The organism is Leifsonia psychrotolerans, assembly GCF_013410665.1.
GTDB classification, from domain to species: Bacteria; Actinomycetota; Actinomycetes; order Actinomycetales; family Microbacteriaceae; genus Cryobacterium; species Cryobacterium psychrotolerans_A.
The window spans coordinates 913,199-929,048 of sequence record NZ_JACCFM010000001.1 but is presented as its reverse complement, the minus strand read 5'-3'; the positions used below and the strand labels follow the sequence as shown (position 1 = coordinate 929,048).

General features: G+C 64.4%; 14 protein-coding genes. 2 read left to right on the top strand and 12 right to left on the bottom strand.

What is annotated here, in order from left to right:
- Positions 1 to 203 precede the first annotated feature (203 nt).
- Both HNR05_RS04220 and HNR05_RS04215 read left to right on the top strand, forming a co-directional pair.
- Positions 204 to 890 carry a TetR family transcriptional regulator gene (locus HNR05_RS04220; RefSeq protein WP_179577882.1) on the top strand — a complete coding sequence of 229 codons (687 nt, stop codon included), beginning with the start codon at positions 204 to 206 and terminating at the stop codon, positions 888 to 890.
- A 49-nt stretch (positions 891 to 939) separates the two neighbouring features.
- On the top strand, positions 940 to 1,977 hold the full coding sequence (locus HNR05_RS04215) for a bifunctional methionine sulfoxide reductase B/A protein (protein WP_179577881.1): 1,038 nt from the start codon (positions 940 to 942) through the stop codon (positions 1,975 to 1,977).
- Positions 1,978 to 1,995: 18 nt separating this feature from the next.
- Here HNR05_RS04215 and aroB read toward each other — a convergent pair whose 3' ends face one another.
- The 12 genes from aroB to HNR05_RS04155 all read right to left on the bottom strand — a co-directional run bounded on the left by aroB (position 1,996) and on the right by HNR05_RS04155 (position 15,773).
- Positions 1,996 to 3,090 carry a 3-dehydroquinate synthase gene (aroB, locus tag HNR05_RS04210; RefSeq protein WP_179577880.1) on the bottom strand — a complete coding sequence of 365 codons (1,095 nt, stop codon included), beginning with the start codon at positions 3,088 to 3,090 and terminating at the stop codon, positions 1,996 to 1,998.
- On the bottom strand, positions 3,087 to 3,620 hold the full coding sequence (locus tag HNR05_RS04205; RefSeq protein WP_179577879.1) for a shikimate kinase: 534 nt from the start codon (positions 3,618 to 3,620) through the stop codon (positions 3,087 to 3,089). The genes aroB and HNR05_RS04205 overlap by 4 nt, the downstream gene beginning before the upstream one ends.
- Positions 3,621 to 3,622: 2 nt before the next feature.
- Positions 3,623 to 4,831: a chorismate synthase gene (gene aroC, locus HNR05_RS04200; RefSeq protein WP_179577878.1), complete on the bottom strand. Its 1,209-nt coding sequence runs from the start codon at positions 4,829 to 4,831 to the stop codon at positions 3,623 to 3,625.
- 46 nt (positions 4,832 to 4,877) lie between these two features.
- A complete protein-coding gene (locus tag HNR05_RS04195; protein WP_179577877.1) occupies positions 4,878 to 5,783 on the bottom strand; it encodes a shikimate dehydrogenase in 906 nt (301 codons plus the stop codon).
- Positions 5,761 to 7,221: an endolytic transglycosylase MltG gene (gene mltG, locus HNR05_RS17890; RefSeq protein WP_343062456.1), complete on the bottom strand. Its 1,461-nt coding sequence runs from the start codon at positions 7,219 to 7,221 to the stop codon at positions 5,761 to 5,763. Before mltG ends, HNR05_RS04195 begins: the two co-directional genes overlap by 23 nt.
- Positions 7,222 to 7,223: 2 nt before the next feature.
- On the bottom strand, positions 7,224 to 7,694 hold the full coding sequence (gene ruvX, locus HNR05_RS04185; RefSeq protein WP_179577876.1) for a Holliday junction resolvase RuvX: 471 nt from the start codon (positions 7,692 to 7,694) through the stop codon (positions 7,224 to 7,226).
- A gap of 3 nt (positions 7,695 to 7,697) precedes the next feature.
- Positions 7,698 to 10,352, bottom strand: coding sequence for an alanine--tRNA ligase (alaS, locus tag HNR05_RS04180; RefSeq protein ID WP_179577875.1), 2,655 nt, complete (start codon positions 10,350 to 10,352; stop codon positions 7,698 to 7,700).
- A gap of 40 nt (positions 10,353 to 10,392) precedes the next feature.
- Positions 10,393 to 10,632 (bottom strand): hypothetical protein, encoded by a 240-nt coding sequence (locus HNR05_RS04175; protein ID WP_179577874.1) that lies wholly within the window; start codon positions 10,630 to 10,632, stop codon positions 10,393 to 10,395.
- Between the two features lie 68 nt (positions 10,633 to 10,700).
- Positions 10,701 to 11,075 carry a DUF948 domain-containing protein gene (locus tag HNR05_RS04170; RefSeq protein ID WP_179577873.1) on the bottom strand — a complete coding sequence of 125 codons (375 nt, stop codon included), beginning with the start codon at positions 11,073 to 11,075 and terminating at the stop codon, positions 10,701 to 10,703.
- Between the two features lie 124 nt (positions 11,076 to 11,199).
- On the bottom strand, positions 11,200 to 11,829 hold the full coding sequence (gene rpsD / locus HNR05_RS04165) for a 30S ribosomal protein S4 (RefSeq protein ID WP_179577872.1): 630 nt from the start codon (positions 11,827 to 11,829) through the stop codon (positions 11,200 to 11,202).
- A 351-nt stretch (positions 11,830 to 12,180) separates the two neighbouring features.
- The gene (locus HNR05_RS04160) at positions 12,181 to 13,872 is read right to left on the bottom strand and encodes an HNH endonuclease (RefSeq protein WP_179577871.1); all 1,692 of its coding nucleotides are present in this window, start codon (positions 13,870 to 13,872) and stop codon (positions 12,181 to 12,183) included.
- Between the two features lie 548 nt (positions 13,873 to 14,420).
- Complete coding sequence (locus HNR05_RS04155; RefSeq protein WP_179577870.1) at positions 14,421 to 15,773, bottom strand: replication-associated recombination protein A; 1,353 nt, start codon at positions 15,771 to 15,773, stop codon at positions 14,421 to 14,423.
- Positions 15,774 to 15,850: the final 77 nt, after the last annotated feature.

Genomic DNA, 15,850 nt, shown 5'->3' with positions numbered 1-15,850 from the left:
GGAAGTGGCGACCACTCACAAACGCGGGCTCGTCATCGTGCCGTGCGTTTCGCGAAGGCGGCAGCTGTGGCGTCCCGGAAAAACCAATATACGCCACGTGACTTATAAAAGCAAATGGGGCCGTAGACTGGATGTCATGACCCGCGCCGGCTGCGAAACGCGCGAACCGGGCACATCCGTCCTGACAACGATCGGAAGACAACGTGGCAAGACCCAGCGCCCCGGCCCGCGAGGCCCTGATGAATGCGGCCGAACGCCTCATCGGCCAGCATGGAATCGCGCAGGTGTCCAGTCGACGAATCGCCGAAGAGGCCGGAAACACCAATCATTCCGCCGTCGCCTACCATTTCGGCAGCCGGGAAGGCTTGCTCCAAAAAATGGTTGAGCGCCAGGTGTCCGATCTCGAACCCGCGCGAGCCGCAATCATCGACGCCCTCGGCGACACCGGTGATGTCATCGACTATGTTCGCGCCACGGTCGTACCGATGACCGACTCTCTCGGGGCACTGCCTCAGCCGAGTTGGCGCGCACGGTTCATTCGGCAGGCATTGGCCGATCCCGCCATCGGCAGTCTCTTCGATGATGATCCGCTGCTCGGCCCGAGCCTGCGTCGCGTGACCCGCATCCTGCACTCGCGAATGGCCCACATTCCCGACGACATCATCAACGGACGCTTCACCCTGATGGCCCATCTGATCACCGAAGCCTGTGCCGCCTACGAGGAGAGCATCAGCATCCATCCCGAGCACGCCGACTGGTCGGCAACCGGACGGTTTCTCACGGATGCCGCCGCCGGGATGCTGAGCGCACCCGATACTTCTCAAGCCGGCTCCCAGGTTGCCGGGAACAGTAGACCTCACCCATCCGTTATCTCCACCGGCACCGAATAACAGGTGTCACCGGGCGGCTTAGCCCGCTTTGCCCTGAAGGAGGAATAGCGTGTCAGACGAATACCGCAAGACACCGGAGGCGGTCGCCCGCCTCACCCACGATCAATACCGGGTCACCCAGAAAGAGGGCACCGAGCCCGCATTTCGGAACGAATACTGGAACAATCATGACCCAGGAATCTACGTTGACGTTGTCTCGGGACAGCCCTTGTTCGCCTCGACCGACAAGTTCGACAGTCGCTCCGGTTGGCCCAGCTTCAGCCGACCCATTGAGCCGGAGGCCGTCGCCGAGAAGACGGATCGCGGACTCTTCGGAAAACGCACAGAGGTGCGCTCCTCCGGCGCGGACAGCCACCTCGGCCATGTTTTCAACGACGGCCCGGCCCAGGCCGGTGGGCTGAGATACTGCATGAACTCGGCGGCCCTGCGCTTCGTGCCCGTCGACGAACTCGACGGAGAAGGTTACGGTCGCTACCGGTCATTGTTCCCCGCGACCGACGCCGCTGGCACTCCCACTCACGCCGCACCCGGCTCCCCCACCCCGTCAACAGAAGGAGAACCATCCATGACCACCGCAACCGAAACCGCTATTCTTGCCGGCGGATGCTTCTGGGGCATGCAGGATCTGATTCGCACGCGCCCCGGCGTCGTGTCGACGCGTGTCGGTTACACCGGCGGTGAGGTGGCGAACGCCACATACCGTCACCACGCCGGCCATGCGGAGGCGATTGAAATCGTCTTCGACCCGACGCAGACCAGCTATCGAAACCTACTCGAGTTCTTCTTCCAGGTGCACGACCCCACCACGCGCGACCGCCAGGGCAACGACCTCGGCTCGAGCTACCGCTCGGCCATCTTCACGACGAGCCCCGAGCAAGTTACGGTCGCTCACGACACCATCGCCGACGTCGATGCTTCCGGTCTCTGGCCCGGCGCTGTCGTGACCGAAGTGGTGCCGGCCGGAGCGTTCTGGGAGGCCGAACTGGAGCACCAGGACTACCTGATCAAGCACCCGGGCGGTTACACCTGCCACTTCGCGCGTGCCGGTTGGGTGCTTCCGAAGAGGAATGCGCAGCCAGCGGCGTAGCGCGCTGGGGCGGTGCCGCTAGGAACCGATCGCCTGGTAGGCCATGAACAGCAACGACGCGTCGGGCCCTTCGAGCACCGTCGGCTTGCCGACGTCGTCGAGCACGATGAAACGAAGCATGCCACTGCGGGTCTTCTTGTCGCGCTGCATCGTGGCCAGCAGCGTCTTCCACCGTCCTACGGGGTAGGTCGTTGGCAGCGTGAGCGATTCAAGGATGCTGCGGTGCCGGTCGACAACCGATTCCGGCAGACGCCCGGTGAGGTGCGCCAACTCGGCAGCGAACATCATGCCGACAGCGACGGCCGCGCCGTGGCGCCAGCCGTAGCGCTCGGCGTGCTCCACCGCGTGACCCAATGTGTGGCCGTAGTTCAGAATTTCACGCAGGTTTGCTTCCTTGAAGTCCTCGCCCACGACGCGCGCCTTCATTGCGATCGACAGTTCGACCAGACGGCGAAACTCGGCCGTCTTCGGGTCGGTGGCGACGGCGACATCCGCTTCGATGATGTCGAGAATCTCGGGTACCTGGATGAAGCCGGCCTTCACAATCTCTGCGAAGCCGGCGAGAATCTCATTGCGCGGCAGATCGTCGAGAGTGTCGAGGTCACACAGCACGGCGCTCGGCGCGTAGAAGGTGCCGACGAGGTTCTTGCCCTCGGCCGTGTTGACACCGTTCTTGCCACCGACGGCGGCGTCGACCATGCCAAGAACGCTCGTTGGAATCTGCACGAGCTTCACGCCCCGCAGCCAGGTTGCGGCGACGAAGCCGGCCAGGTCTGTCACGGCGCCACCGCCGAAGCCGATCACGGCATCCGTGCGGCTGAAGTCGGCCTGGCCCATCACGCCCCAGCAGAACGCGGCCACCTCGACCCGCTTCGCCGCTTCGCCATCGGGAATCTCTGCGATGAGCACCTCGTAGTTCTCGAGCAAACTCTCCCGCAGGGCAACGGCCCGCGCGCCCACAGTCGAGGTGTGCACGATCAGTACCTTGCGCACGGTGGTGCCAAGCTGCTCCGCCACCTGGCCGACCAGGCCACGGCCCACGAATACCGGGTAGCTGTCGACACCGCTCACGGTGATTGTCGTGGTGCCGTCAGGAACAGTCATCTCAGTCATGATCTCTCTCTTACCCACTCCACGATCTCGTCGACGATCTGTTCGACCGCGCGATTCGATGTGTCGATGTGGATGCTTGCCAACGCCTCGTAGATGGGGCGCCGTTCATCAAAAATTCGTTGCCAATCGGCGGTACCGTTCGTCAACAGCGGGCGTTTCCCGCCCCGAATCCTGTTCGCGACCGCGTCGGCCGTCGCGCTCAGAAAAATGACGGTGCAGCCCAGCAGGTCCGCCTGGGTAGCCGGGTCGAGCACGGCTCCGCCACCGAGGGAGACGACCGATTCGCGCGTTTCGACGGTGGCACCGGTCAGCGCGTCAACCACCGCGCTGCGCTCCAGCCTCCGAAAAGCTGCTTCGCCCGACTCCTCAAAAATCGCCGCGATCGGCCCGTTCTCGGCCACCACACGCTTGTCGGTGTCGACGAACGGCACTTTCAGCGCCGCGGCGACCCGCTTTCCAATCCGTGTCTTTCCGGACGCCATGGGCCCGATGAAGACCAGCGGAAAGAGCGGGCGCGACGGGTGAGCCATCGCTAGAGCGTTGCGTCGCTCGACGCACCCGTCGTGAGGTTCTGGGGAATGTTCGCCAGGTACGACTCCAGGTTGCGACGGGTCTCAGCAACCGAGTCGCCGCCGAACTTCTCGAGCACGGAGTTCGCGAGCACGAGCGCCACCATCGCCTCGGCTACGACACCCGCTGCGGGAACCGCACAGACGTCAGATCGTTGGTGGTGAGCGGATGCCGCCTCCCCCGTCGCAACATCGACTGTGCGCAGAGCGTGTGGGATGGTCGCGATCGGCTTCATCCCGGCTCGAACCCGCAGCACCGTGCCCGTGCTCATGCCGCCCTCTGTACCGCCGGCCCGGTCACTGGTGCGCTGGATGGCGCCGTCATCAAAGACGAGTTCATCGTGAGCGGCCGAACCGCGGCGGGTGGTGGTGAGGAAGCCATCGCCGACCTCGACGCCCTTGATCGCCTGAATGCCCATCAGCGCAGCCGCCAGCTGCGAGTCGAGGCGGCGGTCCCAGTGCACGAATGAACCGAGCCCGGGAGGAAGATTGTAGGCCAGCACCTCGACGATGCCGCCGAGCGTGTCACCGTCTTTGTGCGCGGCATCCACTTCGGCCACCATCAACGCCGATGTTTCGGGGTCGAAGCAGCGCAGCGGATCGGCGTCGAGGGTGTCGACATCGCTCGAAACCGGCAGCGGTGCGTTCTCTGGCACCCGAACCGGGCCGATCGAGAGCGTGTGGCTGACCAGGGTGATCCCAAGCTCGGCGAGAAAGCCGCGCGCAACCGCACCAAGCGCGACTCGCGCTGCGGTCTCTCGTGCGCTGGCCCGTTCGAGCACCGGGCGGGCCTCATCAAAACCGTACTTCTGCATGCCGACCAAGTCGGCGTGGCCGGGTCGGGGGCGGGTCAGAGCAGCGCCGCGACCACGCGCGAGCTTGGCCGGGTCAACCGGTTCCGCACTCATCACCTCGACCCACTTGGGCCATTCGCTGTTGCCGATACGCACTGCGACCGGGCCTCCGAGTGTGACCCCGTGGCGCACGCCACCCGAGATGTCGAGCACATCCTCCTCGAACTTCATGCGCGCACCTCGGCCATAGCCGAGTTTGCGGCGCGCAAGGTCGAGGCGGATCGATTCCAGTGTGACCGGAACTCCGGCGGGCAAACCCTCGACAATGGCGATGAGTTCGGGACCGTGGGATTCTCCGGCAGTGAGCCAACGAAGCATGGCTCCTATCTTTCCATAGGCCGAGCCCGTGCTTTCACCGCAGTGATCAGCTCGTGAGCACGGCCCGCATCGCGGCCAACACGGCCGACTCGTCCGGCAGCGCCTCAAACGCATCACCCGAGACGAAAATGCGCACTTGAATCAACGCCTGATGCAGCAGCATTGCCTCACCCGAGAGCGCCGTGCCTCCGGCCGCGACCCACGCCTGTGCGAGGGCGCTCGGCCAGGGCGAGTACGCCACATCGAAGAGCGCCGCACTGTGCCGGAACTCCCGCGTGAACCCGGTCGTCAACTCGGTTCCACCGGGCAGGGTGCTGATCACAAGCTCGGTCGGATGTATCGGCGCGTAGTAGCAGTCGGCGGACGCGGCCTCCGCGAACTCCGTCACCGTGATGGTGAGACCCACACGGCGTGCCACCTCAACGAGAGGTGCAGCCTTCTGCCGGTTGCGTACGAGCACCTCGACTGATTCGGCACCGAGTTCCGCGGCAGCGGCCAGAGCAGAGGCAGCGGTCGCCCCGGCCCCCAGAACCACGACGTTGCTCGCTGCGGTGATACCCCCCTCGGCCAGTGCGTGAACGAGACCGGGGACATCCGTGTTGAAGCCAGTCGGACCGGACGATCTCGTGCCCAGGAGCACGGTATTGACGGCTCCGGTGAGCACGGCGAGTTCGGACAGATCCGCGATGAGCGGCAGCACCTCGTGCTTGAACGGCATGGTCAGCGACAGCCCACGCCACTCGGTGCCCAGCCCCGCAATGAATGATGCGAGCTCGCCCGAGGCCAGCTCAACCGCCTCATACTGCCAGTTCAGGCCGAGCGCCCGGTAAGCGGCGTTGTGCAGAGCCGGCGACTTCGAATGTGAGATCGGCGAGCCCACCACGGCCAGCCGGTGAGGCGTCGCGTCGGCCGGGGAGACGGGCGAGGGGCTAACCGTATTCGGGGTGTTCATCCATCCAGGCTAGCCACTTTGCGACCGCAGCTTCATGTTCTGCCCAGGTTGTCGAGAAGATCGTCTCGCCCGTGTCAAGGTTCCAGGTGACGAAGTAGAGCCAGGTGCCGTCGGCCGGGTGCACCGCAGCATCGATGGCCAGGTCACCGGGGTTCGAAATTGGTCCAACCGGCAGCCCCGGGTGAACATAGGTGTTATACGGGTTGCTGGCATCTTCACGCTCGGCATCGGTCGTCGTGACGCGATGCGTTTGGCCGGTGCCGTAGGCCACCGTCGCGTCGGACTGCAGCAGCCTGCTCGGCCACTGTGCCGGGTCGAGTCGGTTCAGGAACACGCGCGATACCTTGTAATAGTCGTTGCGTAGCCCGGCTTCCTTCTGAATCAGCGACGCGAGCACAATGGTCTTCCATCGTGCGTCCACCGCGACCCCGGCACTATCGAGTGCTTCGAACTGACGGTCAACGAGGGTCTTGAGCGCGTCGTGAGCTGTGACGCCGGGCGAGAAAGTGTACGTCGCCGGAAACAGGAACCCTTCGAGAGTCTTTGCCTCGGGCGGCAACCCATACGACGAAACGTCGGCGGCCGCGGCCTGCACGTCGGCCAGTGGAATCCCGGTTCCTTCGGTGATGAGCTGATAAATGTCGACAGCTACCGTTCCCTCGGGAATCACCACAGTGCGTTCGAGCTTGTTCGCAGGATTCTGTAGGGCTTTCAGAGCGGATGCCGCACTCATCTTGGCGGCCAGCTTGTAAACACCCGGCTGAAAAATGGGCGCCGGTGACGTTGTGAGCAACAGATCGTAGAACGCGCCGTAACTGGCGACGACCCCCTGCTTGGCGAGCGTGTTCGCGATGTCCGAGCCGTTGTCGCCATCGTGAATCATGATGTTGACGGTTCCCGTACCGGATCCTTCAAAGTCCGCCGGACCCTGGGTCTTGGCGACCACGGCATTGATCAAAGAGATGACTGGGCCTTGAAACGCCACGACGACGCCACCGACGAGGGCGGCCACGACCACGAGCACGATCAGGCAACCCCAGGCTCCCGGGCGGCGCTTCTTCTCACGGGGCGGGGTGTCGGCAAGTTGGGAGCGTCGGCGTGATCGATCGGCGGAGGCGCCGGCGTGCCGCGCATCACGCCGAGTGGGCGTTGTACCCTCCCCGCCGAGATGGGTGCCGTGGCCACGTTCATGCTGATGTGGACCGGCCGATGGAACGGCGTCGGCCGGGGGGTGGAGCTCGGCGGTCGCGTGGCCGTGCGCGGAGATTCCACCGAGAAACTCATCCCAGCTGAGCGCTGACGGCTCGGCCGACGGCTCGGGCGCCGACGATCCGGACGCCGACGTTCCGGCAGCCGATGCTGGGGGAACGTCAGCCGGAGCACCGGACCCCGTTGCGTTCGGATCCTGCGGCTGATCTTCGGGGAAAGTCGACGACACGCTCACGGCCTTTCGGTCGGGTCAACGGGTGAGCCGGGCGGCTTCCCGGAGGCACGCTCGGTGTCAAGCGCGTGTTGCAAAATTATCGTCGCGGCTACCTGATCAACCACGGGACGTTGCGTCTTCGCCGAACGGCCAGACGCCCGCAATGCGGACTGCGCTGAGACCGTCGAGAGGCGCTCGTCGACCATACGAACCGCAAGCCCCAGCGCATCCGCCAGCGCCGCGGCGAAGTCGAGGGCGTCCTGCGTTGACGCGGTCGCGTTTCCCGACAGCGCCAACGGCAGTCCGACCACGATTTCGACGGCGTCGAGTTCAGTTGCGATCGCGCCAATGCGGACGATGTCTGTCACACCGTCCGCCGCGCGACTCACGGTTTCGACCGGTGTCGCCAGAAGCCCGTGGGCATCGCTGCGCGACACCCCGATGCGAGCCTTGCCGACGTCTACGCCCAGCCGTACGCCGTGACGCATGCCCTAGCGGCTCACGGCGTCGCGCACGGCATCGAGCGCGGCCGGAAGCGCGTCGAGTGACGGCCCGCCCCCCTGAGCCAGGTCGTCCTTGCCGCCCCCGCCACCGCCGAGAATTCCGGCGACGGCCTTGGCCAGCGCGCCGGCCTTGTGCCCGACGTCACGGGCGGCTTGGTTCGTCGCAACGATCACAACTGCCTTGTCGCCGACGGATGCCGCCAGAGCGACAACAGCAGGCTCACTGCCCAGACGCTCCCGCGTCGTGGTCACAAGCATGCGGACGTCATCGGCAGAGTTCAGCGTTCCCACGTTCTCAGCGACCAACGTCACCGAACCGACGCGCGCGGCACCCGATAAGAGCGCCGGCACCCGCTCGGTCAGTGAACGGGCCTCAAATGCGGCGATCTTTTTCTCGGCAGCCTTGAGGTTCTGCACCAAGTCGTTGATGCGCTCGGGAAGCTGCTCGCGCGGAGTCTTGAGATTCTGAGTGAGCTGCGAGACCAGGGCGCGCTCGGCGGCTAGGTCGCGGAAAGCCTCGAGGCCGACCAGGGATTCGACGCGACGGTTGGTGGAACCGACCGACACCTCACTGACCAGGTTGATCATGCCGATCTCGGCGCTGGACGACACGTGGGTTCCAGCGCAGAGTTCACGCGACCAGGGTCCGCCGATGTCGACGACGCGCACGCGATCACCGTACTTTTCGCCGAAGAGCGCCATTGCGCCGAGAGCCTTCGCCTCATCGAGCGGCAGCTCGCGGGTGACGACCTCGAGGTTGTCGCGGATGGCGTTGTTCGAAATCTCTTCGATCTCGCTCCGGGTCGCGGGCGAGAGTGCCTGATTCCACGAGAAGTCGAGGCGGAAGAAGCCGGCCTTGTTGTACGAGCCGGACTGATGGGCGTTCGGGCCAAGCACCTGGCGCAGAGCCGCGTGCAGAATGTGGGTACCCGAGTGGGCCTGTCGGGCGCCGCGACGCCAATCGGCGTCGACGATGCTCGTGGCGGTATCCCCCACGCCGACTTCACCGGTGCGTACCGTGACGGTGTGGCTGATCAGGCCCTTGACGGGCTTCTGCACGTCGCGAACCTCGAGCTCGAAGCCCGTTCCGACGATGAGACCGACGTCGGCAGCTTGACCGCCCGATTCCGCGTACAGCGCGGTTTCGTTCAGAATCACCTCGGCCGTTTGGCCAGCGACAGCCTTCGATACCGACACACCGTCAACGATCAGGCCGAGCACACTGGACTGGGTCTGCATTGTGTCGTAGCCGGTGAAGACCGTCTCGCCGTGTGCGCGGAATGCGCTGTAGACGGAGAGGTCAGCGATGCTGGTCTTTTTTGCCTTGGCGTCGGCTTTGGCCATGGCGCGCTGCTTCGACATCAACGTGTCGAATGCGTCGCGGTTGACCGTCAGCCCGGCCTCTTCGGCCATTTCGAGCGTGATCTCAATCGGGAAGCCGTACGTATCGTGCAACAGGAATGCCGTGTCGCCGGGCAGCTCGGCTTTGCTCTGAGCCTTGGTCTTCGCGACGGCCAGATCGAGCACGCTGCTGCCACTGGCGAGCGTGCGCAGGAAGGTCTCTTCCTCGGCGAATGCGCCCTGACTAATGCGGTCGTAGTCTGCCTTGACCTCAGGGTAGGCGGTGCTCATGGCGTCACGCGAGGCAGCGAACAGCTCAGGGAAGGTTGCCGTGTCGACGCCCAACAGGCGCATGGCACGCACGCTGCGTCGCATCAGACGACGCAGAATGTAGCCACGGCCTTCGTTTGACGGCGTGACGCCGTCACTCATCAGCATGAGGGAGGACCGCACGTGGTCCGCGACGATACGCATGCGCACGTCGTCGTCGTGGTCGGCACCATAGCGGCGCCCGGATAGCTCAGCCGCACGGTCAAGAACCGGGCGAACCTGGTCGATTTCGTACATGTTCTGCACGCCCTGCTTCAGGAATGCGACGCGCTCGAGACCCATGCCGGTGTCGATATTCTTCTTCGGAAGTTCGCCGAGAATCTCGAAATCATTCTTGCCGGTTCCCTCGCCACGCAGGTACTGCATGAAGACGAGGTTCCAGATTTCCACGTAGCGGTCGTCGTCAGTCGCCGGGCCACCATCGATGCCGTAGGCGGGGCCGCGATCGAAGAAGATCTCCGAGCAGGGTCCGGCCGGACCGGGCTGTCCGGTTGACCAGTAGTTGGTGTCCATGTCGAGACGCTGGATGCGCTCTTCCGGCAGCCCCAGGGCACGCCAGTAACGAATGGCCTCGTCGTCGTCTTTGTAGACGGTGACCCACAGATCCTTCTCGGCGAAGCCGTAACCGCCGGCGTTTTCGGGCGTGGTCAGCAGTTCCCAGGCGTAGTTGATCGCCTGTTCCTTGAAATAGTCACCGAACGAGAAATTGCCGTTCATCTGAAAGAAGGTTCCGTGGCGCGGGGTCTTGCCGACCTCTTCGATGTCGTTTGTGCGGATGCACTTCTGCACGCTTGTGGCGCGCGGGAAAGGCGCGGGCACCAGTCCGGTGAGATACGGCACGAACGGGACCATTCCGGCCACCGTGAAGAGGAGAGTGGGGTCGTCGCTCACCAAAGAGGCGGACGGGACGACGGTGTGTCCACGATCGGCGAAAAAGTCGAGCCAACGCCCGCGAATGTCAGCAGTCTGCATGTGTTCCGTAATTCAGAGGGGAATGAGTGGTGAAAAGGTATTAGTTGCCGGCGGAGGCGACGGGGTCGACGGCTGCGTCGGCCTCAACCTCGTCGCCGCCGAGCGCTGCCCGCAGCTCAGCCTCACGCTGACGGTAACCGTCGGACATGGCCTCACCGAACTCGCGGGCCTTGGTGTCGAGATCGCTGAAGAACTGCTTGCCTTGCTGGGTCTTATTGACCTCGTGCGCGACGACGAACCCAGCGGCTACGCCGACAACCAACCAGATGAAGTTCTTCATGACAATGCTCCCTGATGTCTGGTGAACGCTGCTCGTCGCGCGGGCGCTCGTCTGTTAAGAGTAGTGCTTCAGCCCCTGCGGTGCCTGGACCCTAGCTGGCGACTCCCCTTGAATGCCGCACGCACGGCCGCAGAGAAGCCGGCGAGCTTGATCAATGGGCCGCCGACCGTCGCTGCACAGAGGGCGACGAGCGCCGACACGTTGCCCGTCACATCCGCAACATTGCCCGTGATGGTGTCGATCCTGGCCAGTTGTTTATTGGCTTCTTGCATGGTCGTCGTGGTTTCGTGCAGCAGCGGCGTGATGTTGTCGCTCGCCTCGCGAATGGCGTGGGTGGTCTCGTCAAAAACGCGTCCCAACTTGATCAAAGGAATGGCGATGAGGCCTACCAGTACAGCGAACACGCCGGCGGCAACCAGCCCTGCAATGTCTCCACCCGACATAGAAAATGCCTTCCATTCCACCAACGGCATATGCCGGCGAACAATCGCCGGATACGAAAAGGGCGGACCATCCGATGGATGATCCGCCCTCAAGCGTAGTTCAGTTCAGCTAGTTCAGCTCAACTTAGCGAGCTGCGTAGTACTCGACGACGAGCTGGACTTCACAGGTCACGGGGACCTCTGCACGCTTCGGGGCGCGCACGAGGCGAGCCTGAAGCTTGTCGAGCTCGACCTCAAGGTAGGCCGGGAGCTTCGGCAGAACGTCGACGTGGCCGCCGGCTGCTGCAACCTGGAAGATGTCCATGCCTTCGCTCTTGGGCTTGACGTGAACCATCTGGCCCACCTTCACGCGGAACGAGGGACGGTCAACCAGCTGGCCGTCAACCAGGATGTGACGGTGCACGATCATCTGGCGAGCCTGAGCGGTGGTGCGCGCGAGAGCGGCACGAACGAGCAGGGCATCGAGACGGGTCTCGAGGATCTCAACCAGGTTCTCACCGGTCAGGCCCTTGGCGCGACGAGCCTCCTGGAAGGCGATCTTCAGCTGAGCTTCGCGGATGCCGTACTGGGCGCGCAGACGCTGCTTCTCGCGCAGACGAACGGCGTAGTCCGAGTCAGCCTTACGCTTGGTGCGGCCGTGCTCGCCCGGAGCGTAGGGACGCTTCTCGAGGTACTTGGCTGCCTTCGGCGTGAGGGCAATGCCCAGTGCGCGCGACAGGCGGGTCTTGCTACGGGTACGTGACTTAGTAGACACGGTTTCCTTTCAATGGTTCTCAAACAGGGAATCCCAGGCCGAATCTGCACGCAGACGGATGCCCGGGGAAAGTCAGAGGGGTGTTGCCGCGGGCCGCTCGGCTACAGAGCGAATCCCAACTTTCTGATTGTGGTCGCAGCCGCACGCCAAAACCAGTAGTAGGCAGCGTCAAGACTAACACACGGTGAGCGACGAGGAGCCTCTTCGCCACGCAGGATTCGGCCACTTCTTTTCGATGTGAATCGCAAGTAGGTGCGTCGAGCCGGGTCCAGTCGATACGAGGGCTCAGTCGCTACGTGTGGGCTCAGTCGCTCCGTGTGGGCTCAGTCGCGGCGGCTCAATCGTGGCGGTTCAGTCGCGGCGGTGGGTGTCGGTGCGGTGGCGGTTGGCGTCGTGCCAGGTGCGGGTCGGGTCGATCCAGGCCGGGGCTTTCACTTGGGGCCGGCCGTTGACCATGAGGATCTCCCAGCCGGAGGTTTCGATGGTGTGATGATGTCGCCAACACAACGCCACACCATTGTCGACTTCGGTGGTGCCGCCTTTGCTCCAGGGGATCACGTGATGAAACTCGAGCCACTGTGCGGGAGCATCACAGCCCGGAACGCCGCAGCCGCCGTCGCGGGCGAGGATCGCCCGGCGTTGGGCACGGTTGAACAGTCGTTGCGGATCGGTCAGCGTCAGAACCTCACCGTTCGGACCGAACAGAACCGTTTGGGTGCCTCCGGCACACATCATCTGATCCACCGTGCGAAGTGAGATGGGGGCGTCGACGCCGTCGATCCAGCCGACACCGCGACCGGCTTCAATATCATTCACGTTCACATGCACCACCACCGTCGGCGGTGCACCACCAATGCTGGGAGTGCTGTCGGCCTGGGCGAACTGGGTGAACATGCCGCGCAAAATATCGGCCCGCTTCTCACCAGCGGTACGGGTGTCGACGTCATCGAACTCATGCCCGGCCGACCCGGGAAGAGGCACCTCAGCTGAGGCTGCACCCTGGCCGTGGTCGTCATGGTCATGGTTATGGTCGTGGTCGTCGTGGTCACGGTCGTGGTCGTGGTCGCGCTCGCGCTCGTCGTGCTCGTCGTGCCAGTCGCGGCCGTGCTCGTCGCTCAGGTTGTGGTCGTCGTTCAGGTCTTGTCCGTCTAGCTCGGCGCGGTCGTCGCGGGCCTGGTCGCGGGCTTGTTCGGCGGCGGTCGGGAATGCGGGGGTTTTGCGGGCGGCAATGAAGGCGTCGAAGGTGAGGTTCATGATTCCGTACAGATCAGGAGTCACCCCGCCCCGCACCGGGTAGACACCGTCTTTGAAGCGGCCGAAACTGATCGTGCTCGTCGCCTCACCCTCGACCTCGTTCGGTGCCACCCCGTCGGGGTCCAGCGCCGCCTGCCACTGCAACATCTGCACCCGCATCGAGTCCGCCGAGAACGCAAAGCCCGCGCCCGGCTCACCCTCATTCTCGGCCGTGATCGTGCCCGTCGCCGCACCCACCAGAGCGCGTTCCGCAGCCGCAAGATCATCGGGGGCAACGCGCGGGGAGATCTCGGCCAGACCGGACATGATCACCTCCGCCGCATCCACCCCCAGCAAGCCCGAAGCGACCGCGGCACCGACCGTGGGGAACAGTGCGGGGATGATCGTGCCGACGTGTTGCGTGTCGCGCATCCGCAGGCCGAGGGCGCTACGCCGTTTCGCTTCCCGGCCGGAAATGCGGGTGACCCGGGTGATCAGGTCGATGCCACTCGTGCAGCCCCGCTTCGCGGCGAGGGAGTCCCGACCCAGCCACCGGCCGGAGCGTTCCTCGACCGTCGCCGCCACAGCCACCCGGCCGGCATCAACCAGCCGGCCCACGCCTTCGAACGCGCCGAGCACACCGAGGAGGTCGTCGTCGGTGAACCGGTCGGGGCTGACGGTTCCGAGCCCGGCCCACAGTGCCTGCGTCTGTTCGAGAACCGCCAGCACCATGGCCGCGGTCGGTGCCGACGCACCCGGGGCGGGTGTCGGCTCCGGGGCGGAGACGGGGGGTGGGGAGGTGATTGACATAGCTCTATTCTCCCAAAGAACGAACATGATTACGAGCTTTTCTCAGTATCTGTGTATAAGTTCTCGTAGGTGTGTCTGTGGAGGGATCGAGAACTTGAACCGGTCGAGACCACGGTCAAGGGTCTCGAGGGTGGCTCACGGGATCTCGACGAGCTCGATCAACGGGGCGGACTCGATCAACGGAAGTGCGCGGGGTAGACCGCCGAACCGTGGGTCGAGCTTGTCGAGACCTCGTGCGTTGGTGTTGAGGGTGGCTTACGGGATCTCGACAGGCTCGATCAACGGAAGGGGTGCGGGGTCGATCACCGAACCGTGGGTCGAGTGTGTCGAGACCACGGTCCCCGGTCTCGGGACTGGCTCGCGGGATCTCGACGAGCTCGATCAACGGTGTGAGCCCGATCAACGGTGTGAGCTCGATCAACGGTGTGAGCTCGATCAGCGGGGTGGGATCGATCAACGGAAGAGATCCATCAACGGGAGGACTCGATCAACGAGGGCTCCCGATGAGCGGACGCATCCGATCAATGGCCGAGGTACGACGACGTCGACTACTCGCCACGCACAATCCGGCGGATCTTCGCCAACCTCGCCGACACCTCACGCTCGTTACCGTGCTCGGTGGGTTCGTAGTACCGCACATTCTTCAGCTCATCCGGCGGGTACTGCTGGCTGACCACACCAATGGTGTCGTCGTGCGGATACTTGTAGCCCTTGCCGTGACCGAGCCGCTTGGCCCCTGCATAATGCGCGTCGCGCACGTGCTTGGGAACACGCCCACCCTTCCCTGCCCGCACATCGGCGATTGCCGAGTCGATTGCCATGTAGGCAGCATTGGACTTGGGCGCCGTCGCGAGATGCACGACGGCTTGGGCAAGCGGAATGCGCCCCTCCGGCATACCGATGAGTTGCACGGCGTCGGCCGCAGCCACGGCAATCACGAGCGCCTGAGGGTCAGCCAGCCCGATGTCTTCGGAGGCGAGCACAATGATGCGGCGAGCAATGAAGCGGGCATCTTCGCCGGCCTCGATCATGCGGGCCAGGTAATGGAGGGACGCGTCGACGTCGGAACCGCGCACCGATTTGATGAACGCGCTGATCACGTCGTAGTGCTCGTCGCCATTACGGTCGTAGCGCAGCAGTGCTCGGTCGACGGCGAGTGCCACGATCTCAGTCGTGATCACCGGTTTGCCCGATTCGTCGGCGTCGGTCGAATCACCTGCCGTCGAGAACGCCGAGACGGATGCCGCCTCGAGCGCAGTGAGGGCGCGGCGTGCATCGCCGGAGGCCAACCGGATGATCGCATCGCGAGCATCCGCCTCGAGAACGAAGCGATCGGCGAGCCCGCGCGGATCGACGACGGCCCGATCGACCACGACGCCGAGGTCGTCATCGCTGAGCACCTCGAGGGTGAGCAACAGCGAGCGGGAGAGCAGCGGCGAGATCACCGAAAACGACGGGTTCTCGGTGGTTGCAGCGACAAGAATGATGACACCGTTTTCGACACCGGGAAGCAAGGCGTCTTGCTGAGCCTTGCTGAATCGGTGAATCTCGTCGAGGAACAAGACGGTCGAGAGCCCGTACAGGTCACGACTGGTACGCGCCTCTTCCATCACCTGTCGCACGTCGCGCACGCCGGCGGTGACCGCGGACAGCTCAACGAACCGTCGGCCGGAGCTGTGCGCGATGGCCTGCGCCAGAGTGGTCTTTCCGGTACCCGGAGGCCCCCAGAGAATGACGGAGACACTCCCCCGCTCACCGGTCTTATCACTGGCCAGACTCACCAACGGTGAACCGGGAGTGAGCAGGTGGCGTTGCCCGGCAACCTCGTCAAGGGTTTTGGGGCGCATCCGAACGGCGAGAGGCGTGGCGCCTGTGCGCAGTCCAGGTTGAGCATCCGACATGACACCCAGCGTAGTTTGTACCGCTGACAAGGGCGCGTCAGTCGCGGTCTCAGTCGCGCGCGCCGACGCCACCATTT